The organism is Herbaspirillum sp. UBA812 (assembly GCF_002296545.1).
In the GTDB taxonomy this organism is placed as follows: Bacteria; Pseudomonadota; Gammaproteobacteria; order Burkholderiales; family Burkholderiaceae_D; genus Herbaspirillum; species Herbaspirillum huttiense.
Window position 1 is genome coordinate 3,489 of the sequence record NZ_DBIC01000163.1, and the last position, 25,311, is coordinate 28,799.

General features: G+C 62.2%; 21 protein-coding genes and 1 pseudogene. 15 read left to right on the plus strand and 7 right to left on the minus strand.

Features of this window, described 5'->3' with window-relative positions; genetic code table 11:
* The 6 genes and pseudogenes from B3873_RS10875 to pelG form a co-directional block, all read left to right on the plus strand.
* A pseudogene (locus tag B3873_RS10875) lies at positions 1 to 1,429 on the plus strand (hypothetical protein); the annotation flags it as partial.
* 140 nt (positions 1,430 to 1,569) lie between these two features.
* Positions 1,570 to 2,199, plus strand: a complete 630-nt coding sequence (locus B3873_RS10880) for a penicillin-binding protein activator LpoB (protein WP_286865970.1) — start codon at positions 1,570 to 1,572, stop codon at positions 2,197 to 2,199.
* A gap of 11 nt (positions 2,200 to 2,210) precedes the next feature.
* A complete protein-coding gene (locus B3873_RS10885) occupies positions 2,211 to 3,701 on the plus strand; it encodes a PelD GGDEF domain-containing protein (protein WP_286865972.1) in 1,491 nt (496 codons plus the stop codon).
* A complete protein-coding gene (locus B3873_RS10890; protein WP_051156218.1) occupies positions 3,691 to 4,755 on the plus strand; it encodes a tetratricopeptide repeat protein in 1,065 nt (354 codons plus the stop codon). Before B3873_RS10885 ends, B3873_RS10890 begins: the two co-directional genes overlap by 11 nt.
* A complete protein-coding gene (gene pelF, locus B3873_RS10895; protein WP_414651537.1) occupies positions 4,752 to 6,377 on the plus strand; it encodes a GT4 family glycosyltransferase PelF in 1,626 nt (541 codons plus the stop codon). Before B3873_RS10890 ends, pelF begins: the two co-directional genes overlap by 4 nt.
* Positions 6,378 to 6,388: 11 nt before the next feature.
* Complete coding sequence (gene pelG, locus B3873_RS10900) at positions 6,389 to 7,759, plus strand: exopolysaccharide Pel transporter PelG (RefSeq protein ID WP_134223553.1); 1,371 nt, start codon at positions 6,389 to 6,391, stop codon at positions 7,757 to 7,759.
* Positions 7,760 to 7,780: 21 nt separating this feature from the next.
* On the opposite strand, the gene B3873_RS10905 is transcribed toward pelG, so the two are convergent.
* Both B3873_RS10905 and B3873_RS10910 read right to left on the minus strand, forming a co-directional pair.
* On the minus strand, positions 7,781 to 9,337 hold the full coding sequence (locus tag B3873_RS10905; protein WP_286865976.1) for a CYTH and CHAD domain-containing protein: 1,557 nt from the start codon (positions 9,335 to 9,337) through the stop codon (positions 7,781 to 7,783).
* A complete protein-coding gene (locus tag B3873_RS10910) occupies positions 9,322 to 10,203 on the minus strand; it encodes an AraC family transcriptional regulator (protein ID WP_209532570.1) in 882 nt (293 codons plus the stop codon). The genes B3873_RS10905 and B3873_RS10910 overlap by 16 nt, the downstream gene beginning before the upstream one ends.
* A gap of 122 nt (positions 10,204 to 10,325) precedes the next feature.
* Between B3873_RS10910 and B3873_RS10915 the strand changes: the two genes are divergently transcribed.
* Positions 10,326 to 11,525 (plus strand): MFS transporter, encoded by a 1,200-nt coding sequence (locus B3873_RS10915; protein ID WP_286866003.1) that lies wholly within the window; start codon positions 10,326 to 10,328, stop codon positions 11,523 to 11,525.
* A gap of 120 nt (positions 11,526 to 11,645) precedes the next feature.
* The gene (locus tag B3873_RS10920; protein ID WP_286865977.1) at positions 11,646 to 12,344 is read left to right on the plus strand and encodes a ceramidase domain-containing protein; all 699 of its coding nucleotides are present in this window, start codon (positions 11,646 to 11,648) and stop codon (positions 12,342 to 12,344) included.
* A 31-nt stretch (positions 12,345 to 12,375) separates the two neighbouring features.
* On the opposite strand, the gene B3873_RS10925 is transcribed toward B3873_RS10920, so the two are convergent.
* The 4 genes from B3873_RS10925 to B3873_RS10940 all read right to left on the minus strand — a co-directional run bounded on the left by B3873_RS10925 (position 12,376) and on the right by B3873_RS10940 (position 16,135).
* Entirely contained in the window at positions 12,376 to 13,638 is a 1,263-nt protein-coding gene (locus tag B3873_RS10925; protein ID WP_286865979.1) for a hypothetical protein, read from the minus strand.
* 179 nt (positions 13,639 to 13,817) lie between these two features.
* Positions 13,818 to 14,429, minus strand: a complete 612-nt coding sequence (locus B3873_RS10930; protein ID WP_286865981.1) for a hypothetical protein — start codon at positions 14,427 to 14,429, stop codon at positions 13,818 to 13,820.
* A 56-nt stretch (positions 14,430 to 14,485) separates the two neighbouring features.
* A complete protein-coding gene (locus B3873_RS10935) occupies positions 14,486 to 15,154 on the minus strand; it encodes a hypothetical protein (protein WP_286865983.1) in 669 nt (222 codons plus the stop codon).
* Between the two features lie 39 nt (positions 15,155 to 15,193).
* The gene (locus tag B3873_RS10940; RefSeq protein WP_286865986.1) at positions 15,194 to 16,135 is read right to left on the minus strand and encodes a 5'-nucleotidase; all 942 of its coding nucleotides are present in this window, start codon (positions 16,133 to 16,135) and stop codon (positions 15,194 to 15,196) included.
* Positions 16,136 to 16,385: 250 nt separating this feature from the next.
* Between B3873_RS10940 and B3873_RS10945 the strand changes: the two genes are divergently transcribed.
* The 6 genes from B3873_RS10945 (at position 16,386) to otnI (ending at position 22,653) form a co-directional block, all read left to right on the plus strand.
* Positions 16,386 to 17,087, plus strand: coding sequence for a FadR/GntR family transcriptional regulator (locus B3873_RS10945; RefSeq protein ID WP_034334401.1), 702 nt, complete (start codon positions 16,386 to 16,388; stop codon positions 17,085 to 17,087).
* A 171-nt stretch (positions 17,088 to 17,258) separates the two neighbouring features.
* Positions 17,259 to 18,155, plus strand: coding sequence for an L-threonate dehydrogenase (gene ltnD / locus B3873_RS10950; RefSeq protein ID WP_134136972.1), 897 nt, complete (start codon positions 17,259 to 17,261; stop codon positions 18,153 to 18,155).
* Positions 18,156 to 18,192: 37 nt separating this feature from the next.
* Positions 18,193 to 19,479 carry a 3-oxo-tetronate kinase gene (gene otnK / locus B3873_RS10955; RefSeq protein ID WP_209532578.1) on the plus strand — a complete coding sequence of 429 codons (1,287 nt, stop codon included), beginning with the start codon at positions 18,193 to 18,195 and terminating at the stop codon, positions 19,477 to 19,479.
* Positions 19,476 to 20,123: an aldolase gene (locus B3873_RS10960; RefSeq protein ID WP_008332714.1), complete on the plus strand. Its 648-nt coding sequence runs from the start codon at positions 19,476 to 19,478 to the stop codon at positions 20,121 to 20,123. The genes otnK and B3873_RS10960 overlap by 4 nt, the downstream gene beginning before the upstream one ends.
* A gap of 283 nt (positions 20,124 to 20,406) precedes the next feature.
* Entirely contained in the window at positions 20,407 to 21,720 is a 1,314-nt protein-coding gene (locus B3873_RS10965; protein WP_286865992.1) for an MFS transporter, read from the plus strand.
* Positions 21,721 to 21,849: 129 nt separating this feature from the next.
* A complete protein-coding gene (otnI, locus tag B3873_RS10970) occupies positions 21,850 to 22,653 on the plus strand; it encodes a 2-oxo-tetronate isomerase (RefSeq protein WP_286865995.1) in 804 nt (267 codons plus the stop codon).
* 92 nt (positions 22,654 to 22,745) lie between these two features.
* Here otnI and cheD read toward each other — a convergent pair whose 3' ends face one another.
* Positions 22,746 to 23,357 (minus strand): chemoreceptor glutamine deamidase CheD, encoded by a 612-nt coding sequence (gene cheD / locus B3873_RS10975; protein WP_034341503.1) that lies wholly within the window; start codon positions 23,355 to 23,357, stop codon positions 22,746 to 22,748.
* A 502-nt stretch (positions 23,358 to 23,859) separates the two neighbouring features.
* Here cheD and mqo point away from each other — a divergent pair.
* Positions 23,860 to 25,311 (plus strand): malate dehydrogenase (quinone) (mqo, locus tag B3873_RS10980; protein WP_286865998.1); only part of this gene is annotated, 1,452 nt, incomplete at its 3' end.

A 25,311-nucleotide genomic window follows, 5' to 3' on the forward strand; every position in this document is an offset into this window, starting at 1 on the left:
CCAGTCCACCCCCGCCAATGGCCCGGCCCTGCTCAAGGACATGCAGCAAGCCGCGCGCAGCGATGCCGTCCAGCGCAGCCAGGATGAGGTGCGATCAGCGCAACTGGCCGAGGGACCGGCAGCACTGTTTGCGCCCACCACCGACACCGGCCAGCGCCCGGGCGATGATGCGCGCTTGTCTTCCGGTGCACGCGAACTGGCGCTGGCCTATGCGATGAACCAGAACCAGTCCGACCTGGCCCGCACCTGGCTGGCCACGCGCTTTGCCAAACAGCTCGACAAGCCGCTGTGGGGCGAGCTGGCCATGGCCCTGGGCAACGATGATCGCCAGCGCTTGAATGCCATGCTGGACAACCTGGCCGACTGGCTGCCCATGTATGACCGCGTCGAAGCGGCACGCGTGGCCGGACGCGTCGGCCTGGCACAGACGCTGGCCTTCGACCAGCTCGAACGCCTGCCCGCCGACGATGAACTGCACGGACGGCTGACCGGCCTGGTGACCGATGAGCCGCCGCGCTTCTCGGCGGGCTACACCGCCACGCGCGAATTCCCGCTGGCCACCAAGCTGTTCACGGTCAACACCGGCGTGGCGCTCACGCCGGGCACGCGCTTCTCCTTCGGCTACACCGAACGGCACCAGACCGTGGACGACACGACTCTGCTGGGCGATGTGCCGGCGGTGGACCGCCTCTTCGAATTCACCCTGCGCCGTCGCATCGAGGATGGGTTCGTCAGCGCCAGCCTGCAGCACCGCGATGCGATGACTTCCTTCAATGGCCTGCGCCTGGAATTCTCGCAGCAGCTCACGCCCAAGCTCACGCTCTCCGGCAATGGCGGGCTGAACCTGGCGGCCATCGATTCGGCCTTGATCCGCGTGGGCGGACGGCGCAGCGGCGGCGAACTGAACCTGAACCTGCAATTGAGCCGTACCGAATACCTGCGCCTGGGCGGCGGCCTGCAGCGCTACCAGACGCAATCCGGCACGGCGCTCGGCAATGGCCGCACCCTCAATGCCGAAATCGGGACGCACTTGCGCGTGGAGTATCCCAACCTGACCCTGCGCGGCTTCGTCAACGATGCCAAGTTCAGCGATCGCGGTGCCAGCGATGACCAGATCGCACGCCTGGTCCCGGCCGGCAACGATCCGACCGGCTTCCGCTACATGCCGCTGGATGCGCGCTCGTGGGGTGTCGCACTGGGGGCCGGCACCGTCATCGAAAATGCCTACACGCGCGCCTGGCGTCCTTATGCGGAGTTCGGCCTGACCCGCACCTCCGACATCGGCTGGGGCCGCAACCTGCGCGCCGGGGTGGCCGGCAGCGTGCTGGGGCAGGACGTGCTGTCGGTGGCCGCGCAAAGTACCAGCGCCACGCCGAACACGCCGCAGCGCGGGTTTGAATTGAATGTGCTCTACAAATGGTTCTACTGAATATGAATCTGAAATTGAAACCGCAGGTGAAGGCCTCGCTGTCCGTACCGTGTCGAAATTGATTGATCAATGAAATCGATGAATCAGCCCTCATTAATCTATGGCCGAGAAAGGCCGCGCATTGCTCCAAGGTGAACATCATGACAAACAAGATCCGCTCCACGCTGTTGAAACTCGGCAGCGCCGCCGTTCTGGCCCTGGGCCTGGCCGCCTGCTCCACCGCTGATATCGGCCGCGCGCCGGTGGTACCGGCCGATGCACGCTGGGGCTTGCTGCCCTTCGCCAATCACACCGAGACCCCGCAGGCCGGACTGCGTGCCGAGTCGATCTCGGAGAGCATCCTGCGCGCCAATGGCCTGGCCGAGCTGCGCCGCTATCCGGCTTCGCTCAACAATGAAACCCTGTTCGAACCGATGGACCGAAAGCAGCTCGATGCCGCCCTCGACTGGGCACGCAGCGAGAACATCACCTATGCGCTGTCCGGCACCGTCGATGAATGGCGCTACAAGGTCGGCATCGATGGCGAGCCGGCCGTGGGCCTGACGCTGCAGCTGATTGAGGTCTCCAGTGGCAAGGTGGTCTGGGCAGCGGCCGGTGCCAAGAGCGGCTGGAGCCGCGAAGCCTTGTCGGCCGTGGCACAGAAGCTCATGCGCAGCCTGCTGTCGCCCTTGCGCGCGCTGGCGCGCACCTCGGCGGCCGTCAATGCGGCCAACGCCGCGGATGCTGCGGCGCAGGCCGAGTCCGCCACACCCGAGATGCAGCGCCCCTGATGGGAGAGAACGTGAACGACAGCCAACGGCCCACTGCACCACCGGTCTCCGGACGTCCCGGCAGCGGCCAGCCGTGGGCGGCCAGTCCGCGGCCGGCACCGACGGCGGCGCAGAAGCGCCAGAAGTTCTGGTCACGCCTGTTTACGCGCTTCGATACCGACAGCGGATCACCGCGCAAGGCGGCCCTGCGCATCGTCGAGACCATTGCGCTGGTGGCCGCCGCGCTGGGTGTGGCCTGGTGGCTGGCGCCGGAGGATCCGTTCGGGCTGGAGGCGCAATTCCCCTGGCTGTGGCTGATGCCGGCCATCCTTGCCATGCGCTACGGCAGCACGCTGGGCGTGGTGGCGGTGGCCACCATGCTGGGGGGCTGGTATCTGCTCATGCATGGCCATCATGAGGATGAGGCGCAGGCTGTGGTGTCGGCGGCGCAGGCCTTTCCGCAAGCCTATTTCCTGGGCGGGCTGGTGTTGACGCTGCTGTGCGGCCAGTTCGCCGAAGTGTGGAATGCGCGCAGCCGCCGCCTGCGCGGGGTGAATGCCTACCTGGAAGAGCGCCTGACCATGCTCACCAAGAATCACTTCCTGCTGCGCCTGTCGCACGAGCGGCTGGAGCAGGATCTCTTGTCCAAGCCGCTGACCCTGCGTGAATCGCTGGACCGCATGCGCGCCCTCACGCTCACGCAATACCTGCTGGACCCGGGGCGCATGCCGGCACCGGATGCCTTCCTGCAGATCTTGGTGCAGAGCTGCCAGGTGGAGTCGGCCTCAGTCTTCGCTTGCGATGTTCATGGCCACGTCCTGCCTGAGGCGGTGGCCAGCGTGGGCAAGGTCACGCCGCTGGCGGCCGACGACCCGCTGGTGCGCTATTGCCTGACGCAGCAGAAGCTGGGCCATATCCAGACCGAGAGCCTGAACCAGACCCTGCGCAACCAGAGCCGCTATCTGGTCTGTGCGCCCTTGCGCAACTACGAGGGCCGCCAGTTCGGCTTGCTGGTGGTGGAGCAGTTACCCTTCCTGGCCCTGAACGAAGACACGCTGCAACTGATGTCGGTGCTCATCGACTACTACGCCGACGGCATCGAGATGGGCGACAGCGCCCGCGCCATCCTGCAGCAGCTGCCGACCTGCCCGCCGGAACTGGCGGTGGACCTGGTGCGCCTGCATCGCCTCAAGCGCAGCACCGACATCGATTCCTCGCTGGTGGCGCTGGTGTTCGGTGACGACGAACTCTCACGCGACATGTACGATCAGGTACGCCGCCTGAAGCGCGCCGCCGATGTGGTCTGGACCTACAAGGCCGGTGGCCGCAACGTGTTGATGACCTTGCTGCCGCTGGCCGGACCGGCAGCGGTGGATGGCTACCTGATGCGCATCGAGACCGCTTCGCACGCGCAGTTCGACAACAAGTCCCTGGCCAACTTCGCCGCTGCGCACACCGCTGCGCTGGGCAGCGATGAGCCGATGCGCCTCTTGATCAACCTGGTGGAACGCTGTGCTGCTTAAACTCTCCGCTGCCGGTCTGAGTTTCGAGACCGCCTCTGTGGCCCTGCTGCTGCAGGGCGGCAACGGGCTGGGCGTACTCTCCGGTTATCTGCTGCTGCACCTGGCCTCCTCGGCGCTGTTCGCGCTGGCCATCGCGCAGGTGGCCCCGCCGCAGTACCGGCGTCCGCGCACGGCCTTGCTGTTGTATTTGTTCTTCTTCAATTTCTTCATTCCCATCGGCGGCGTGCTGTGTGCCGTGGTGGCGCTGCTGGTGGCCGTGCTCTGGCCCAAGGACAAGCCGGAAGACCATTTCGACACCACCCAGGCCCCGGCCTTCGTCACCGCGCGCAGGCGCGAGGGCAGCGGTTTTTCCGGCAACCGTGTGCGCGCCCAGCTGGGCAACGTCGCCACGCCCGTGGACAAGCGGCTCAATGCGCTGGTGGCGATCCAGAGCACGCCCACGCGCGCCAGCGGCGCTTCGCTGCGCAGCCTGCTGGGCGATCCGGCGGACGACGTGCGGCTGCTGGCCTACGGCATCCTGGATGGCAAGGAAAAGAAGATCACCCAGCGCATCGTCGACATGCGCAACCACCTCAAGACCGTCTCCGACCCCGAGACCCTGAGCATCCTGCACCAGCAGGTGGCCGAGCTGTATCAGGAACTGATCTACCAGAACCTGGTGCAGGGCGACCTGCTGAATTACTCCTACACCCAGATGCGCGAGCACGCCCGGGCGGCGCTGCAGATCGATGCCGCCCAACCGGGCCTGTGGTTCATGCTGGCGCGCATGGAGCTGGCCAACCGCAACGTGGCCGACGCCGCCGAGGCCATGCAGCGCGCCCATGAATATGGTTTTTCGCGCGTGCGTCTTCTGCCTTACCTGGCCGAACTCAGCTTCCTCGAACACGACTACGAACAAGTGCGCAAGCTCTTCATCGAAATGCAATACGATCCCAGCGTGTCCTCGCAGCCGCAGCTGCACCGTTACTGGCGCCATGGCCGGCGCACCATTGCCAACCGGCCTGACACCTTCAGTCCCGCGCCTGCGGGCCGTCCTAGCGGAGGCCGCCGATGAATGCGCCTGTCGTCAAACCGGTCGCCGGCGATGCGTCCTACCAGCGCCGCGCCAAGGACTGCGACGTCATGCTGCTGCTGGAAGGGACTTTCCCGTATGTGAGCGGTGGCGTGTCAAGTTGGGTCAACCAGATCATCCGGGGTTTCCCCGAGATCCGTTTCGGCCTGTGCTTCATCGGCAGCCGACCCGAGGATTACGGCACCCCCAAGTACGCACTGCCGGACAACGTGGTCCATCTGGAAACGCACTTCATCCACGAACATCTCTCGGCGACGCAGGTGGTGCGTTCGCGCGGCGATGCAGCCGCCTTCGAGCGCATCGACGAACTGCATGCCATGTTCCGCGCCTACGATCGCACTGATGCCACCTCGCATTCGGCGCTGGTGGCGCAACTGGGTGAGCTGATTCCGATGATGGAAGATGGGGGCAAGATGGACCAGGACGCCTTCCTCTTCAGCAAGCGTTCCTGGGATTACCTCGCTTCGCAATACCGCATCTTCTGCACTGATCCGTCCTTCGTCGATTACTTCTGGACCGTGCGCATCATGCACCAGCCGGTATGGACCCTGGCCCGCGTGGCGCGCCAGCTGATCCCGGCGCGCTGCTATCACACCATCTCCACCGGTTACGCGGGCTTCCTCGGGGCGCTGATGAAGATGCAGACCGGCCGTCCGCTGATCCTTTCCGAACACGGCATCTACACCAAGGAACGCAAGATCGACCTGTTCCAGAGCGAGTGGATCCGCGACAACCGCAACGTCTTCGAAAAGGATGCCTCGCAGATTCCCTATTTCCGCGAGATGTGGATCCGCTTCTTCGAGGCGCTGGGCCGGCTGTGCTACCAGGCGTCCAACGACATCGTCGCGCTCTACGAGACCAACCGCCTGCGCCAGATCCATGACGGCGCACCGGCCGAGCGCACGCGCAATATCCCCAACGGCATTGACCTGCCGCGCCTGTCCAAGCTGCGCGCATTGCGCAGCGAGAAGATTCCGCCGGTGCTTTGTCTCTTGGGCCGGGTGGTGCCGATCAAGGATGTGAAGACCTTCATCCGCGCCATGCGCACCGTGGTCAACCAGTATCCGGAGGCCGAAGCCTGGATCGCCGGACCGGAAGATGAAGACCCGGCCTATGCCGGCGAATGCCACGCGATCGCCGATGGCCTTGGCCTGACCGACAAGGTCAAGTTCCTCGGTTTTCAGAAGATCGACGAGCTCATGCCCAAGATCGGACTGGTGGTGCTCTCCAGCATCAGCGAGGCCTTGCCGCTGGTGCTGCTGGAAGGTTTTGCGGCCGGTGTGCCGGCCGTTGCTACCGATGTGGGATCGTGCCGCCAGCTGCTGTATGGACTGTCGGAAGATGATCAGGCACTGGGCGCAGCGGGGGATGTGGTCGGCATCGCCCAGCCCCAGGCGCTGGCCGACGCGGCATTGAAACTGCTGACCGATCCGCAGCGCTGGCACGCGGCCCAGGCCGCAGGCATTGCGCGCGTGGAGCGTTATTACACCCAGGACATGATGTTCGGTGCCTACCGTGAGCTGTACCAGCGTTCGCTGGCGCAGGGTGGGCAGGACACCGACGCCGCATCCGGCCAGCCGCTGCGCTGCCCGGTGCGGCACTGACGAGGACCGCCATGGCCGGTATCGGTTTTGAACTGCGCAAGATATTGAAGCGCGACAGCCTGCTCTCGCTGATGCAGGCGTATTCCTATGCGGCCCTGATCAGTTCGGGGCCGTGGATCATGTCCATCGTCGGCATCCTGGTCATCGGCCTGGTGAGCTATACGGTGAACATGCCCAAGCTGGCCATCGTGCAATTCCAGGTCAGCATCACCTACGTGATTTCGCTGTCGCTGATCTTCACCGGCATCTTCCAGCTGGCCTTGACGCGCTTCGCAGCGGACCGCCTGTTTGAAAAGGACAATCACGCCATCCTGCCCAATTTCCATTCGGTGTCGATGGCGGTGACGGTGGTGGGCGGCGTGCTGGGCCTGCTGGCGGTGGCCTTCCTGTTCCCGCAGCAGAGTGCGCTGTACCGGTTGCTGTTGCTGGCGGCCTTCATCATCATGTGCAACATCTGGATCGCCACCATCTTCCTGTCGGGGATGAAGCAGTACAAGGCCATCTTCTGGATCTATGCGCTGGGCTACACCATCACGGTGGTGGCGGCGCTGCTGTTGCGTCCGCTGGGGCTGGAGGGCTTGATGGGCGGCTTCGTGATCGGCCAGGCGGTGTTGTTGATGGCGATGATGGCGCTGATCCTGCGCAATTTTCCGTCGGACCGCTTCATCTCCTTCGAGTTTTACGAGCGCAAGAAACTCTATCCCTCGCTCATGGCCATCGGCCTGCTCTACAACACCGCGATCTGGATCGACAAGGCCATGTTCTGGTACACGCCCGAGACCAGCCAGGCCATCATCGGCCCGCTGCGCGCCTCGGTGATCTATGACCTGCCGGTGTTCCTGGCTTACCTTTCGATCATTCCTGGCATGGCCATCTTCCTGCTGCGCATGGAGACCGATTTCGTCGAGGACTATGATGCCTTCTACGAGGCCGTGCGCACCGGTGCCTCGCTCGAAACCATCGAGAAGCACCGCAACGGCATGGTGGAAACGGTGCGCCTGGGCCTGCTGGAAATCATCAAGATCCAGGCCATCACCACTTTGCTGCTGATGGTGACGGGTGAGTCCATCCTGAAGTGGCTGGGCATTTCCACGCTCTACCTGCCGCTGCTCTACATCGACGTCATCGCGGCCAGCCTGCAGGTGGTGCTGCTGGGCATCCTCAACGTCTTCTTCTATCTCGACAAGCGCCGCATCGTGCTGGGCCTGTGCGGGGGACTGGTGGTGCTCAACTTCGCGCTCACCGCGCTCTCGCTGCACCTGGGTCCGACCTTCTACGGCTTCGGATTTGCGCTGGCGGTGTTCGTGGTGGTGCTGGCCGGTTTCGTGCTGCTCACCCGCAAGCTGGAACTGCTGGAGTACGAGACCTTCATGCTGCAATGAGCGCTGCGCTCATTGCAGCACTCATTGCGGCAACTCCTGCGCCTTCCATTTTTTCCACAGGCGATGCATGCGCTCGTGGCCATCCTTGACCTGGCCGGCCAGGAAGCCGCGCGCATAGCCGATGCTCGCGGCAAGACGTGCCTCCTTCTGCTGCAGTTGCTGCAGCAGGGCATCGGCCACCACCAGGTCGTTCTGCAGGCCCAGCTGGTCCTGCAGGCGTGACAAGGCTTTCAGGTAGGGGCGGCTGCTCTTCTCGCCATACAGCGCCTGGAAAAATTCGATGTCATAGCGCATCTTCTTGGCGGCGATGCGGGTACGGTGGCGCGCGCGGTCATTTTCTTCCAGATGCGCACCGCGCTTGTTGAGACGCTTCTCGTCTCGTCGCAGCATCTGCCGTGCATAGCGGAAAAGCGCTTGCGAGAGGGCTTCCTGTCCCGCCTCGTCGAGGCCATCGCGCCAGCCTGCGGTCAGCAGCCAGCGGCTGAACTGCAGGACCAGTGCGGTATAGCGCGGCGAGGCCACGGCCTGTACCGCCAGCGCATGTTCCTTGCCGGCTTCCACCAGCGCTGCATGGCGCACCCGTTCCAGATCGATGGCACCGATGGCGTGCGGTGGCAGCGTGGTCAGCGTTTGCGTGGCCAGTACATCCCAGTCACGTGCATTGCCGATGGCTTGCGAGACCCAGTCGAATTCAGCGGCCAGGGAAGCGGGCAGGGCGATCACGGGCTCGAACAGCGTGAAGGCCGAGCGCAGGCGGCGCAGGCCTACGCGCATCTGGTGCAGGCGTTCGATGTCGTCACTGTCCTGGTCGGCGATGTCATTGGCCTGGATCTGCTCCACGCAATTGTTGACCACCGCCAGGAAGGCCCGCTCCACCGGCATCTTGCGGGTCAGCTGCAGCGGCTTGGCGCGGCTGGCCGACGAGGTCGCGGCAATGCCCTGCTGCGCACGGCGCGCCTGGTGGAACAATCCATAGCCCCGCTGCGCCTTGCTCTGGATGCCGATGCGCAGCGGCAGGGTCTGCAGCAGTTGCAGTGCGAAATCGAAGAGGGCGCTGGCCTCGCCCTGTTTGAGTTCCAGTTCGATTTCGCAGACCTCTGCCTTGAGCTCTCCATGTTCTACCGTGCCCTGGTCGAGCACGCATTCGACCTCGCTGCCATCTGGCAGTACCAGGTCCCACACCATGCGCTGGATGCGGGTGCTGAAGATGGGCGTCAACTGCGCGGCGGTCTTGTCGGAGAACACCTTCCTGGCCCAGGCTTCGTCGGAGGCCGCCAGCTCGCGCAGCACCGGCAGGTCAGGTTGTTCACCTTCCACCAGCGACTCCCATTCATTGCGCTGGTGCAGGCCGCCACTGACGCCGCCGCCTGCCTTGAGGGTCTGGATATATTCATTTCCGGTCCGACGCACCCGCAGTCCGGCTTCGTTCTGGCGCAGCAGCAGCTCGGGCGTATCGAAGTAGGTGCCGGTCTGGTCCTTGATGCGCGGCGCGGCCTGGGCGTAGCGCTTGATGAGCGGATGACGGATGAAGGCCTTGGTGTGCTCGGGGGCGAGCAGCAGTTTCAGTTCGGTTTCCATGAGGCGTTCCGTGTCGGTTGGAAGTAGGGGGCCGCCGGGCTGGCCGGTGGGGAAGAAGCGGGGCGGGCAAGCGGTGCCTGGCGCTGCGCCATGTAGCGCGCGGGCGGCTTGCCCAGGGTATTGCGGAACATGGTGATGAAGGCACTCACCGATTCATAGCCCAGGTCCTGCGAGACGCGCTGCACCGAGCTGCCCGAGGCCAGCCATTGCAGGGCCAGCATCAGGTGGATCTGCCGCCGCCAGCGGCCGAAGCTCATGCCGGTTTCGGCCTGCACGAAGCGCGCAAAACTGCGCTCGCTCATCGCATGGCGCTGGCCCCATTCGGCCACCGTGCTGCGGTCGGCCGGCTGTTCGGCGAGGTGGCGCGCAATCGCACGCAGCCGCGAATGTTGCGGCACCGGCAGGTGCAGGGGCAGGGCGTGGCGCTGGCTGTGTTCCAGTTCTTCCACCAGTACCGAGGCCAGGCGTGCGGTGCGTTCGTGCGGGGCGTAGTCCTGGCGCTGCTCGGCGAGGTGGCAGATCATCTGCACCAGCAAGGGCGACAGCGCCAGCGTGCAGCACTGGTCCGGCATGCTGGCTGCATGTGGCGCGATGAACAGGAAGCACAGCTGGCCGTCCAGCGTGACACGGTTGCTGTGCGGCACGCCCGGCGGAATCCAGACCGCTGACTGGGGCGGCACGATCCACATGCCCTGGGCCGTCTCGCAGGTGACCGCGCCGTGCAGGGCCACCACCAGTTGGCCCTTGCGATGGCTGTGGAAAGGTGTCTCGCGCTCGCTCTGGCTGGTATGCACGCGCAGGGCCGTGACCGCGGCATCGAGGCGGTCCGGATCGTGTTCGACCAGGCTGGCGTAGAGAGTGGCCATAGGGACAGGGTTGACCGTTTTTAGCAATATGCTGGCATTGTAGCCAAATACGTGCAGGCTGCGATTGGCTAAGCTGGGCGCTCGCTGCTTTGGATCAATCTTTGCCCTTCTTCCCGACCGCCATGCATGCCACGCATCCCCCTCATGTTCGCCCTCTGCACCGCAATGTCTGGCTCATTGCAGGCATCCTGCTGATTGCCGCCAATCTGCGCGCACCGGTCACGGCCGTCGGGCCGGTGATGGGGCTGCTGCAACAGACCTTCGCGCTTTCGGCCGGTGCGGCCGGGCTGATGCTGACCTTGCCACTGCTGTGCTTTGCGCTGGTCTCGCCGCTGGCGGCCCGCGTGGCGCGCAGCCTCGGATTGGAGCGCACGCTCCTGCTGGCCTTGTTGTTGATTGCGGGCGGTATCGTGCTGCGCTCTTCGGGATCGGTGGCGGCCTTGCTGGCCGGGACCTGTGTCATCGGCTGCGGGATTGCCGGGGGCAATGTGCTCTTGCCCAGCTTGCTCAAGCGCGATTTTCCCGACGACCTCACGCGCATGACGGCCATCTATGCGCTCACCATGGGCGGTGCTTCGGCCTTGGGCTCGGTCTGTGCGGTGCCGCTGGCGGCGGGCCTGGGCTGGGCGTGGGCGCTGGCTTCGTTCATTGCATTGCCGGTGGTGACGGTACTGGTCTGGCTGCCGCAATTGCGGCGTGATACGCGCCCGGCCACTGCGCCTGCACGTGCGGCGTCGATGTGGCGCCAGCCGTTGGCGTGGCAGGTGACTTTCTTCCTCGGGACCAATTCGCTGGTGTATTACGTGGTGACGGCATGGCTGCCTTCCATCCTCGCGGCCAATGGACACAGTGCGGTGGAGGCGGGCAACCTGCATGGCCTGATGCAGCTGGCCTCGGCCTTGCCGGGCTTGCTGCTGGTGCCGCTGGGTCCGCGCATGCGCGATCATCGCCCGGTGGCGGTGAGCATGTCGGCTGCGACTGTCCTGAGCCTCATCGGCCTCATTGCGTGGCCGCAGGCGTCCATCATCTGGGTGCCGCTGTTTGGGTTCGGGACGGGCGCGGTACTGATCCTGGGGCTGGCCTTTGTCGGCACGCGCGTATCGACACCGCCACAGGCTGCTGCGCTGTCAGCGATGGCGCAGAGCGTGGGCTATCTGCTGGCGGCCGCCGGGCCCATCCTCATGGGGCGACTGCATGATGCCAGCGGGGGATGGACGCTGGTGCTGGCGCTGTGTGCCGGAGGTGCAGTTCTGATGGGCGTACTGGGCTGGCTGGCGGGGCGGCCGGGCAGGGTGATCGGGGCGGACACGCAAGGACAGTAAAGCGCGACTGGAAAAATTCGGCGGCTTCGCGGATCATGGCGGCTGCATCGTGAACGGGTGGCCTCTTGATCGCCGGTTACGATTCCCCCATGATCTGCGACGACCAGCGCGACACACACCATGACCGCATCGCTTCTTGCACCGGTAGACCTGTATTGCGAACGGCTCAGTACGGCTTTCTGGGCTGAGCCCGTCAATGCCCTTTCCAATCTCGCCTTCCTGCTTGCGGCGTATTTCCTGTGGCGCTTGCCGTTGCCGCAGCAACGCGGTGGCGTGGTGATGTCACGGATCCTGACGCTGATGGTGGCCGTGATCGGCGTGGGCAGTTTTCTTTTCCACACCTTTGCGCAACGCTGGGCCCTGTTCGCCGATGTCATTCCTATTTCGGTGTATCAGGTGCTGTTCCTGGCCTTCTATGTGCGCCAGGTGGCGCGCTGCAGCTGGCTGGTGACGATGGGCTGGGTGCTGTTCTTCTTTGTCGTCACGTATGGCGTCGGCATGCTGCCGGATCAGTGGCTCAATGGTTCGGTGGCGTCGTATGGATCGGCGTGGCTGTTCATTGGCGGGCTGGGCGTGTATCACTGGCGCATGCGCAAGACCGAACCGATGGTCCTGCTGTTGGCCACCGGTGTATTTACGCTGTCGCTGGTGCTGCGCTCGATGGACATGGCGGTGTGCCCGAGCATCAGCATCGGGACGCACATGTTCTGGCACTTGCTGAATGGAGTGGTGCTGTATTTCACGACGCGGGCATACATTTTAAATGTTGTCGCCGAAGTTAATAAAGGCAAAGGCCCGCATACATGTTTGCTTCGCTGAATGTAGTCAAATTTCCGGCGAGCTAAATTTTTTAACCATCAGTAAATAGGGTCGTAAATCGGGTATTCCAAAAAGAGCTACTTTTGTTCTCGAAGAAATATGTTGTCGCATTAGAAGTAAATGACGCGTCATTTCTTTTACTAAAATTCTGACGACTGGAAAAGTAGATTTGGGCTATATGGTTCCTTGTTTGCGAATCAAGTAAGGCGCTTGTGCGAACGCGGAGACTGGTTGGACTACTTGTGGCATCTTGCTCCGCAAGAGCATGCATTTGGACACTATCAATACCAAATAACTCGACAATCAGAACGCCAGCCCTTTGTTTTGAAAACTGCTTATCAGCAGCGTCTTTTAGCGTTTCAAAAATAGCATCGACAAAGCTATCGTCTTTGGAGCTCTTGATTGTGAGAATCGATATATCTCCAACCCGGTTTTGACGAATGTAGGAGTTACAGTTAAGTGACTCTGTTATCTCCTCCACAAGTAACCTTCTTTGAACATCTTCTGCATTGTGGATGTTGATTAATCGGTCTGGATCAAAAGTTTTAACTTCGATTTTAAAATTTTCGGAATCAAGACGGGAACGTTTTCCGTTCATCGCCGAGGCAATTTTTTTTGCTAAGTTGATACGTTCTTTGTAACTGCTTGGAAGACGGTTCTCAACCGTCAGCACCATCGAAATCCCGCCTTCAAAAGAGTGTCCAATTTCTTTAAGCGCCAAATCAACAAGTCGAAAGAAGTCCCTAGCTTCGCGCTGATGAATTTTCCTGCCCTTATCTGATGAGATCGATTTGCACTCGACCTCAAAGGGAGCTACTCCATTTGAATCTACTAGGAGATCAAAACCTTTATCCTCGCCTGAGCTCTGCCATTCGACGCTCAGTCCAGCCTTTATAAAATGGGTGGCCGCGCCGAGTTCAAGGCTGAGTCCGCGCATATCGTCCGGATTTTTAAATGCGCCATGTATCCGACGGATAAACCTTAATCCATGGGGGTGTTGAAGACCTTCCACTAAAGACAGAGTTTGTGCCATAAATGTCGCAGCGGGATATAGCTCCCGAGTGACCTCCATGGGTGTGCTTTCCCAAGCATTGTGTTCAAGAATCTTTGCTAGTTTAGTAAGCTGAAAAGCAAGCCTGTTTTCTTCCTGCAATATTTCTTGGAGTAAAGGATTCCCCCTTATTTCCTCCTCACATCTCTTTACACGGTTCTTCCAATGCCGTTCGCCAATTGCTTTCGCGAATTGTTCATACAGTAGTGGTATTTGATTCGTATGAAGTTCGGTGGTGAGCAAACTAATCTCCCCTTTTTTTATGACGTTTAAAAGAAGCTAGCTTAACAAAATTGCTCACGCGAAGAATCAGATGTGCGAACGACGGATTCGTGCAGAGGGCTCCGCTGCAAATCGATATCATTTCAAGTCTAGCTGATACTCCTGAGATACACGTGTCGTCCGCGTGGGTAGATGGGTGTTTAGGACGTAAGTGGCACTGCGGAACAGAGCTCGTCATATGCCTCACTAAAATCCGCCTGCATTCGCAGCTGGTCAATGACGCGCTGTATTGCCGGGTCTGCGGCGGCGCGCTGCTTCAAGGGGCCGAGAGCATAGAGCAGGGCTTCCCAGCAGAAGCTGGGGCCCGCTTCCAGCAAGGCATTGACGAGTTCGTCCCGGCCCGGTTCCTGCGCGGCGAAACGGCAAAGAATCTCAATGGCATTTCCCTGCGTCCAGTCATACGGGCCGTAGGCCACCTCTTTCACCAGCGGCAGGGCTGGCGTACCGACGTAGAACAGGACTTCAAACACGGCGAACTGACGTGCGGTCAGCCATCCGCCCAGTTGCGGGAATTGCGTCTGCAGGTGCTCAGGTGGCGTGTGCTCCAGATGCAACTGCGCTTTCATGTTTGCCAGTTCGGCAGGACCGATGTCCTTGGCCACGCTGCGCGCGCGTTGTTCAAATTCTTGAGGATCGGCGATGGACTGTGCGATCCATCCGATTTTTTGAGAGAGCATTGCCTGAGATGGGGCCATAGGTTTTCCAAATCGTGATTGGATGCTGCTAACCAGAGAGCGCAGGAATTGGTTCATGGGCCAAGTTGCGATTGAACGTCGTGCACGAGGTCGTCAGTGCATGCGCGCATTTCCTATGATCTGATCCGATAGGTAATGGGCGTAATCACTCCGCAAAAAAAATGCTGCTCGGCTCGTTGAGTCACGCTGGCATGGGATGGATAAGTGATCTGCAAGGTACCCCCTTGCAGCCAGTGCAATTCAATGTCCTTCAGTGAGCAACTTGCGGTGAATACGCTGCCCCCGCCGACCGAGGCCCCAACCCTCCGGTTGATACTGACCTGAACTGTTACATCCCCATCCAGGCTGAAGGCATCGGCCCTGGCTTGCCCCTCATCGTATATCGCGACCAGCTTCGGTGACGGCTCCACTTCCTTGCGTTTGCGCGGATAACGGGCCGGCGGCTGTGCAGACAGCAACTTCACGCGCAGCTCCGCGAGGATGCGGCGGCGGCGTTCCCGCAGCTTTTCAGGCCATCGAGCCAGATCCGATTCGTCATCAATGACCCTGATTGCTTCTTGTTGGATATCATCTCGCAGACAGCCGTATTCCCACTGTGTGGCCGCCAGGGCTATCCAGAACACCGGGCCATCATCGCGATCATCAACCGCTGATCGCCAATGCTCGATCAGTCGATTTGCCGAACTCTCGGTAGAGCGGCTATGGCGTAACAACTCCAGAAATTGTTCTCGAACGTCACGCGCAACGTCATCCTGAAAAATGGAGGCTGAAGAGGTTCCCACGGTTCTCTTGTATTGGTAGCGTTGATCGTATCGGGATGTTCAATTTTTGGCCGCCCGCCCCCGCACCGCGCGCCCCCCTTCCAGCGTGCCTCCCTTGTAAGGCACCCGCCCCGACGGCACCACCACGGCCGCCTTCTGCACATGCCCCTCCTGGTCATCAAAGAACATGTGCGCGCCGAAGGCCTGCAGTACTTCCGCCTTGTTCAGCCCGCCCAGGAAGAAGGCTTCATCCACCGTCACATTCCAGGTCCGCAAGGTATGGATGACGCGCTGGTGCGCCGGGCTGTTGCGTGCCGTGACGATGGCGATGCGCACCGGGCACTGCTTGGGCGGAAACTGTTTCTGGATCGCCGACAAGGCCAGCAGCAATTTGGCGAACGGACCTTCCTTCATGGCCTTCTTGCGATGGCGCTGTTCATGCCGCGCAAAAGCCTCCAATCCCTTCTCCGCAAAGATGCGCTCGGACTCCGCCGAGAACAGCACGGCATCGCCGTCAAAGGCAATCCGGATCTGCTTGTCCGGCGCACTGTAGTCCAGCGGCGCGGCATACAGCTGGGCCGCCGCCACGCCGGCATCGATGGCTTCCTGCACGTCGCCGGTATCGCGCGAGAGGAACAGGTCGATCTTGAAGGCCTGCAGATAAGGCGCAGTCGGTCCGCCACCGGTGAAGGCCGCACGGCTGATGTCGAGCTTGTGGGCGGCAATGGCATTGAAGGCGCGCAGGCCGGTGTCGGGCGTGTTGCGCGAGATGACCACCACTTCCACCAGACGGCGTTCCGGAATCAGTTCATTGAGCTGCAGCAGCGCCTTGACCAGCGGGAAGGCCGTGCCCGGCTGCAGCGGATCATTCTCGTGATCACGCTGGTACTGCGCATAAGCATCCACGCCCTGCTGGTCGTAGATGGCGTTCTCCACTTCGAGATCGAAGAGGGCGCGGGAAGAGATTCCAATGACGAGCTTGTCCGAGAGATCGTAGGGCATGCGGCACATCCGTGGCAGGAAAGCTCTGATTGTAGAGCCCCCGGCCTGCTGGCGCAGCCTTGGCAGAGATATTCGTATTCTTGATGTCTGGAGCGAACTGCTGCATATATCACGTCAACTTCCGTCAACTTCGCATATTGTTTGCCAAACGGGGGCGTTACTCCCGGTAAAGAGAAAAAATCGGATTGCCCCGTTCAAAATAAATTTGTATGATGACCGGATAACTTTACGATAACGACCGCGAGACAGCATGTTTCAGAAGATCCCCGCACAGGCGCTCAGCGACACTGTGGCCAGGCAATTGCTGGAAAACATCGACGCCGGTGCCTTCCCCCGGGGCAGCAAGCTGCCCACCGAGGCGGTGCTGGCACAGCAGTTCGGTGTGAGCCGCACGGTGGTGCGCGAAGCCATCGCGCGCCTGAAACATGAAGGCGTGGTCGAACCGCGCCAGGGTAGCGGCGTATTCGTGACCGAGCAGGCCGGCATCAAGCCGCTGCGCATCGATTACACCGAGGTCAGTTCGCCCGAGGCGGTGCTGCAGATCGTCGAGCTGCGCCGTGCCATCGAGGCCGAAGTCGCCGCACAGGCAGCCAAGCGCCGCAGTGCGGAAGACCTGCAGGCGATTGACGCGGCACTGGTGCAGATCGGGGTCGATGTGGCTGCAGGCGGTGATGGCGTGGCCGCCGATGTGGCCTTCCATCGCGCACTGGCGCAGGCCACGCGCAATCCGTACTTCATCAAGACGCTGGAGTTCCTGTCCCAGTATCTGGAAGCGGCCACGGCGGTGACGCGTGGCAATGAAGCACGGTATGAGGATTTCTCGCGCCAGGTGCGCGAAGAACATGAGGCCATCGTCGCGGCCATTCGCGCCGGTGATGAGATGGCGGCCCGCAATGCCGCCCAGACCCACATGTTCAACGCGGCACGGCGTTTGAGCCAGGGACAGTCCTGAAGAGAGTGTCCCGGCTTGAATGGCAGCAAATGATTTAAATGTTCTAAACGATTTATAAGTTTTACGAAATTTGAAATTCTGACGCCGGCCTTTGCCGGCGTTGCATCATCAACCCGGCGCAATGTCCTGCCCGTCGAGAGCGGCAGCGGCGTCATCAATGCGGAGGCAATTATGTCCAAGAATGTAGGTGTGATCGGTTTGGGAGCCATGGGTTATGGCGTGGCCAGCTCGCTGTTGCGTGCCGGTTTCAATGTGCATGCCTGCGACGTGCGCAAGGAAGTCCTGGACAAGTTCGCCGCCGCCGGTGGCGTGGCCTGTGCCAATCCGGCCGAGCTGGCCGCCAAGGTCGATGTGGTCATCACCCTGGTGGTCAATGCCGCCCAGACCGAGATGGTGCTCTTCGGTGAGAACGGTGCCGTCTCCGCCATGAAGCCGGGCAGCGTCGTCATCTCCAGCGCCACCGTGGCGCCCGACTTCGCCGTCGAGCTGGGCAAGCGCCTGGCAGAAAAGGACTTGCTGCTGCTGGACGCACCGGTCTCCGGTGGTGCCGCGCGCGCCGCTTCCGGCGAGATGACCATGATGACCTCGGGCCCCGCCGACGTCTACGCCAAGATCGAAGACGTGCTGGCCGGCATGGCCGGCAAGGTCTATCGCCTGGGCGACACCCACGGCATCGGCTCCAAGGTCAAGATCATCAACCAGCTGCTGGCCGGCGTGCACATCGCCGCCTCCGCTGAAGCCATGGCCCTGGGCCTGCGCGAAGGCGTCAATCCGGATGCGCTGTATGACGTCATCACCCATAGCGCCGGCAATTCCTGGATGTTCGAAAACCGCGTGCCGCACATCCTCAACGGCGACTACACCCCGCTGTCGGCCGTGGACATCTTCGTCAAGGACCTGGGCCTGGTGCTCGATACCGCCCGCCGCAGCAAATTCCCGCTGCCGCTGTCGGCCGCTGCGCACCAGATGTTCATGATGGCCTCCACCGCTGGTCATGGCGGCGAGGATGATTCGGCCGTCATCAAGATCTTCCCCGGCATCGACCTGCCGCCGGCCAAGGCCAAGTAATCCAGCGTCGTCCCTGCATCTGAATCGAGGAGTTTTCATGTCCACATCCCGTCCCTTGCTCGGTTGTATCGCCGACGATTTCACCGGCGCCACCGACCTGGCCAACATGCTGGTGCGCGGCGGCATGCGCACCGTGCAGACCATCGGCGTGCCCAGCGAAATGCCAGCCGTGGCGGCTGACGCGCTGGTGATCGCACTGAAGTCGCGCACCATTCCCGCTGCCGAAGCCATCGAGCAATCGCTGGCCGCACTGCGCTGGCTGCAGCAGCAGGGCTGCACGCAGTTCTTCTTCAAGTACTGCTCCACCTTCGATTCCACCGACGAAGGCAACATCGGTCCCGTGACCGATGCGCTGATGAAGGAACTGGGCGAGGACTTCACCATCGCCTGCCCGGCCTTCCCGGAAAACGGCCGCACCATCTATCGCGGCTACCTGTTCGTGGCCGATGCGCTGTTGAATGAATCGGGCATGGAAAACCATCCGCTGACCCCGATGACCGATGCCAACCTGGTGCGCGTGCTGCAGCGCCAGACCGAATCCAAGGTCGGCCTGGTGCGCTACGACACCGTGGCACGCGGCGCGGCCGCCACGCAGGAGCGCTTCACGGCCCTGCGCGCCGACGGCGTCAAGATGGCCATCGCCGATGCGGTCTCCGACAAGGACCTGTTCACGCTGGGCGAAGCCTGCGCCGAACTGAAGCTCATCACCGGTGGTTCCGGCGTGGCGCTGGGCCTGCCCGAGAATTTCCGCCGCGCCGGTCTGCTGACTGCTGCCGGTGAAGCCGCGCAACTGCCCAAGGTCGACGGTCTGTCGGTGGTGCTGGCCGGTTCCGCCTCCAAGGCGACCAATGCGCAGGTGGCCGAATGGAAGGCCAAGCGTCCCGCCTTCCGCATCGACCCGCTGGCCCTGGCGCGTGGCGAAGACGTGGTGGCACAGGCGCTGGCCTTTGCCGATGAACGCATCCAGAACGAGCCGGTATTGATTTACGCGACCGCCACTCCCGATGAAGTCAAGGCCGTGCAGAAAGAACTGGGCGTCGCCAAGGCTGGTCACCTGGTCGAACAGGCGCTGGCATCGATCGCCGCTGGCTTGAAGCAACGTGGCGTGCGCCAGTTCGTGGTGGCCGGTGGCGAAACCTCCGGTGCGGTGGTGCAGGCGCTGGATGTGCGAGCCCTGCGCATCGGCCCGCAGATCGATCCGGGCGTGCCGGCGACCGCCACGCTGGATGAACAACCGGTTGCGCTGGCATTGAAGTCGGGCAATTTCGGCAGCGTCGATTTCTTCGAGAAGGCACTGCGCTATCTCGACGGGAAGACGGCATGAGCCGCAACACCAACGAAAGCGCGCTGCGCGAAGAGATCTGCCGCATCGGTGCTTCGCTCTATCAGCGTGGCTATACCGTCGGGTCGGCCGGCAACATCAGTGCACGTCTCGATGACGGCTGGCTGATCACGCCGACCGACGCCTGCCTCGGTTTCCTCGATCCGGCCGCCATTGCGAAGGTCAATGCGGCAGGGGAATGGGTCTCGGGCGACAAGCCCTCCAAGACCCTGGTCCTGCATCGCGCCATCTACGACAACAATCCCGAGATGCATGCGGTGGTGCATACGCACTCCACGCATCTGGTGTCGCTGACCATCAATGGCGTCTACAGCGAGCAGGATGTCTTGCCGCCCATCACGCCGTATTACGTGATGAAGGTCGGCCACATCCCGCTGATCCGCTATGCCCGTCCGGGTGCGCCGGAAGTGGCCGAGCAGGTGGCGAAGATCGCCACGCAAGTGCGTGGCGTGCTGCTGGAACGGCTCGGTCCGGTGGTGTGGGAAAGCTCGGTCTCCAAGGCCGCCTTTGCCCTGGAAGAACTGGAAGAAACCGCCAAGTTGTGGCACCTGGCCGGAGGCCGTGCCACGCCGCTGGAAGAGCCCGCGCTGCAGGATCTGCGCGACACCTTCAAGGCGCGCTGGTAAGGACGGCAGCAAGCACGGGCAGCCTTCGCAACCCTTAGCAAGAACACGTCATGGCGGACGCAGCCAGTCCGCCATGCCCCGCTTGCGCCCAACGGAAGGTGGTGGGTGCAAGTGGCAGTCAAGCCGGCACAAGACCGGCCAATCAATGCCGGCCTTCGTGCCGTTCCGCAAGGAGCGGCGCGCGGGTCCGATTGAATCCATAAATTGCCCGTCAGACCACGGGCACCAAGCAACCAGCGGCCGTGCATAGACAGCCGCGACACTCTTAGGGAGATGTAACACCATGACCACCGCAAGCACTTCCGGCGTCGGACTCGACGTCAACGACAAATCCAAGGACGGACTGTACAAGAAAGTCTTCTGGCGCATCATGCCGTTCCTGATGCTGTGCTACGTGATCGCGTATCTGGATCGCGTCAACGTCGGCTTCGCCAAGCTGCAGATGTCGCAGGACCTGGGTTTTTCCGAGACCGTCTTCGGTCTCGGCGCTGGCCTGTTCTTCATCGGCTACTTCCTCTTTGAAGTGCCCAGCAACATCCTGATGCACAAGGTCGGCGCGCGCATCTGGATCGCCCGCATCATGATCACCTGGGGCATCCTCTCGGCGGCCTTCATGTTCGTGCAGAACGCGACCCAGTTCTACGTCCTGCGCTTCCTGCTGGGCCTGGCCGAAGCCGGTTTCTATCCCGGCATCATCCTGTACCTGACCTACTGGTTCCCTTCGCACCGCCGTGCCAAGGTGATCGCGGTCTTCATGTCCGGCATTCCGGTGGCAGGCATCCTGGGCAACCCGCTGTCGGGCTGGATCATGGATGCCTTCCACAACAATGGCGGCCTGGAAGGCTGGCAGTGGATGTTCCTGATCGAAGCCATTCCGGCGGTCCTGATCGGTGTGGCCACGGTGCTGTACCTGGACAACGACGTCAAGAGCGCCAAGTGGCTCTCCGATGAAGAGAAGGCCAGCCTGCAAGCCGACATCGACGGCGATGCCAAGGGCAAGGAAAGCAAGCACGGCTTCGGCGCCATCGTGAAGGATGCGCGTGTCTGGCTGATGTGCCTGATCTACTTCTCCTTCGTCATGGGTCAATACGGCCTGACGCTGTGGATGCCGACCCTGGTCAAGGCCACCGGTGTGAAGGGCAACCTGGAAATCGGCTTGCTGTCGGCCATTCCGTTTGGCTGCGCCATCATCGCCATGAACCTGATCGGCCGCAGCGCCGACCGCATGCGTGAGCGCCGCTGGCACCTGGTGATCCCGGCCCTGATGGGTGGCGTGGGCTTCGTGGGTGCGGCCCTGTTTGCTGACAACACCGCGATCTCGATCGCATCGCTGTCGCTGGCCGCGGCCGGCGTGCTGACCTGCGCACCGCTGTTCTGGTCGCTGCCGACCGCCTTCCTGTCGGGCGCTGCGGCGGCCGTCGGTATTGCCGCCATCAACTCGGTGGGCAACCTGGCCGGTTTCGTCAGCCCCTATCTGATCGGCTACCTGAAGGACCTGACCCACAACAACGCTACCGGCATGTACATGCTGGCAGTGATGCTGGTGGTGGGTTCGATTGCCACGCTGGCCACCAAGCCGGGCATGGTCAACAAGTAATGTGATGTCCCGTTCAAAGCCCGCATGCCTGTGCCTGCGGGCTTTGACGTTTTCTGCACCTTCTGCCGGTGTGGACGCGCGCAAGAGTGTTCGCGCTACACTGGCCCCTTCGTTACCAAGGAGAATCCGATGCTGCGTTTTGCCGCCAACCTGAGCATGATGTATGTGGAACACGATTTCCTGGACCGCTTCGCCGCCGCCGCCAAGGATGGCTTCTCCGGCGTCGAGTTCCTGTTCCCCTACGACTATCAGCCGGAAGAGATCAAGTCGCGCCTGGAGGCCAATGGCCTGACCCAGGCGCTGTTCAATGCGCCCCCGGGTGACTGGGCTGCCGGCGAGCGCGGCATCGCCTCGCTGCCGGGCCGCGAAGACGAATTCAAACGCAGCATCGAGACTGCGCTGAAGTACGCTTCCGTCATCGGCAACAAGACCCTGCACGTGATGGCCGGCCTGATCAAGCCCGACCAGGATCGCGCGCGTCACCGTGCGGTGTACCAGGACAACCTGTCGTATGCGGCACACCAGGCCGAATCCGCCGGCCTGACCGTGGTGATCGAGCCGATCAACACCCGCAACATTCCGGGCTTCTTCCTCAATCGCCAGGACGATGCCCAGGCCATCTGTGCCGAAGTGGGCGCGCCCAACCTGAAGGTCCAATTCGACTGCTACCACTGCCAGATCGTCGAAGGCGACGTGGCCGTCAAGTTGAAGCGCGACATGCCCGGCATCGGCCACATCCAGATTGCCGGTGTGCCCGAGCGCCATGAGCCGGATGTGGGTGAGCTGAACTATCCGTATCTGCTGAAGCTGATCGATAGCCTGGGTTACCAGGGCTGGATCGGTTGCGAATACAACCCGGCGGGAGCGACCTCGGCGGGATTGGGATGGTTGAAGGCGTTGGCTGAGCAAGGCCTGACCACGCTCAAGGCCTGATTACGATCTGGTATCAGCCCGCGTAAAGCGGGCAAGAAAAAAGCGGAGCCCATGCAACGGGTTCCGCTTTTTTGTTTGGACGATGGCGTCGCTCAGAACAAATCGATTTCCCCACCCACCGGCTTGGCCTGCAGCTTGGACGCATATTCACGTTCGCGGCTGGCCAGATCGGCAGCGGCGTCCTTGATCTTCTTGACCAGCACCTTGCCCGTGCGCGGGAAGAAATGCACCTTGCGCGGCCAGATGTCGTTGAGGTCTTCGGCCACCACGCGGATCTTCTCGGCCGACAGGTAATTCTTGACGAAGGCGGCATTGCGTTCGCCCACGTTCATGGCGTTCATGCCGCGCAGCACCGCGCCTCCGCCGAAGACCTTGCATTCCAGGTTCTCGCGCCGGGCACCGGCCTTGAGCACATCGTTGATCAAGACTTCCATGGCATAGGTGCCGTAACGCATCGAGGCCGAGACCGGGCTGTCGGCTTCGCCGCCGCCATCAGGCAGCATGAAATGGTTCATCCCGCCCACGCCGCTGACGCGGTCGCGCAGGCAGGCCGAGACGCAGGAACCCAGCACGGTCACGATCATCATGTCCTCGCCGGTATAGAAATATTCGCCCGGCAGGATCTTGGCAGTGTCGCAATTGAAGGCCCGGTCGTGATACCGATACGACGCGAAATTTTCCGGCTTGTTGATGACGGTTTGCATGCGGGCCCCTGATCGTTCTTGTGTGCGCCCCAATGAGGGACGGTGAGTGTTGGCGGTCCATGCATTGTCAGTCAGGCACGGCCCACACGATATCGGGGAATTCCCTAGCCCAGAACATGCTTGTGCGCCATCGTTAATAGGGGATATCCGCAATCGCCTTTGGCTCCCATCCCGTGGTACGCTGCGCCCCCTCGACATGACCCGATCCCGGTCCGCTCTGACGGAGACGATTTGTACAGGCATTCCCCAAATGCCGGAGACAGGTATCGGACAGGCAGTTGAAACCGGCAGGCACCACCCAGGCTACAGGCCTGTACGTGCGCCGTGGCCCCGCGCGGCCACGCCCGGCCGGGCTTGCATTGATCTGCAAGGCCCACATGACGCAGCGCTTTCGCGCCCGCCCTCCACGGCAGGCGCTGTGGCCTGTGACATGCACCGGTTGTCCGACTCCCCGCCACTGTGCAGGGGAGGCAGCCCTCTCTCATCACAAATGGATTAGACAATGTTGAAAAAATCCTTCCTGGCCCTGCTGGGATTCGTAGTTGCGCTGGTCGTCACGCCCGCTTCGCAGGCGGCGGACGTCAAGAAGGTCGACGTGCTGCTGGTCGGCGGCGGCATCATGAGCACCACCCTGGCGGTCTGGCTCAATGAGCTGGAACCGGGCTGGTCGATGGAAATGGTCGAGCGCCTCGATGGCGTGGCCGAAGAAAGCTCCAACGGCTGGAACAACGCCGGCACCGGCCACTCGGCCCTGGCCGAACTGAACTACACGCCCGAAGACAAGGACGGCAAGATCCAGATCGCCAAGGCCATCGAGATCAACGAAGCCTTCCAGATCTCGCGCCAGTTCTGGTCGTGGCAGGTCAAGAGCGGCGTGCTGAAGAACCCGCGCTCCTTCATCAATTCCACGCCGCACATGAGCTTCATCTGGGGCGATGACAACGTCGCCTACCTGAAGAAGCGCTACGAAGCCCTGCAGGCCAGCCCGCTGTTTGCCGGCATGCAGTACTCGGAAGACCACGAGCAGATCAAGAAGTGGGTGCCGCTGATGATGGAAGGCCGCGACCCCAACCAGAAGCTGGCCGCCACTTGGACCCCGCTGGGCACCGACGTCAACTTCGGCGAAATCACCCGCCAGTTCGCGGCCTACCTGCAGACGCGTCCCAACTTCGGCCTGAAGCTCTCCAGCGAAGTGCGCGACATCACCCGCAACGGTGATGGCACCTGGCGCGTGGTCTACAAGAACCTCAAGGATGGCAGCACCACCGAGACCGATGCCAAGTTCGTCTTCATCGGTGCCGGTGGCGGTGCCCTGAAGCTGCTGCAGAAGTCCGGCATCCCCGAGGCGCGCGACTACGCCGCCTTCCCGGTCGGTGGCTCCTTCCTCATCACCGACAACCAGGACATCGCCCTGCGCCACCTGGCCAAGGCCTATGGCAAGGCCTCCGTGGGCGCGCCGCCGATGTCGGTGCCGCACCTGGATACCCGTGTGCTGGATGGCAAGCGCGTGATCCTGTTTGGCCCCTTCGCCACCTTCTCGACCAAGTTCCTGAAGCAGGGCTCGCTGTGGGACCTGTTCTCGGCGACCACGACGCACAACGTCTGGCCGATGGCCCGTGTCGGTATCGATGAATACCCGCTGGTGGAATACCTGGCCGGCCAGCTGATGCAGTCCGATGACCAGCGTTTCGCCGCGCTCAAGGAATACTTCCCCAACGCCAAGAAGGAAGACTGGCGTCTGTGGCAAGCTGGCCAGCGCGTGCAGATCATCAAGCGTGATGAGGCCAAGGGTGGCGTGCTGAAGCTGGGCACCGAAATCGTGGCCTCGGCCGATGGCAGCATCGCCGGTCTGCTGGGTGCCTCGCCCGGTGCCTCGACCGCCGCGCCGATCATGCTGACCGTGCTGCAGAAGGTCTTCAAGGACAAGCTGGCTACGCCCGAATGGCAGCAGAAG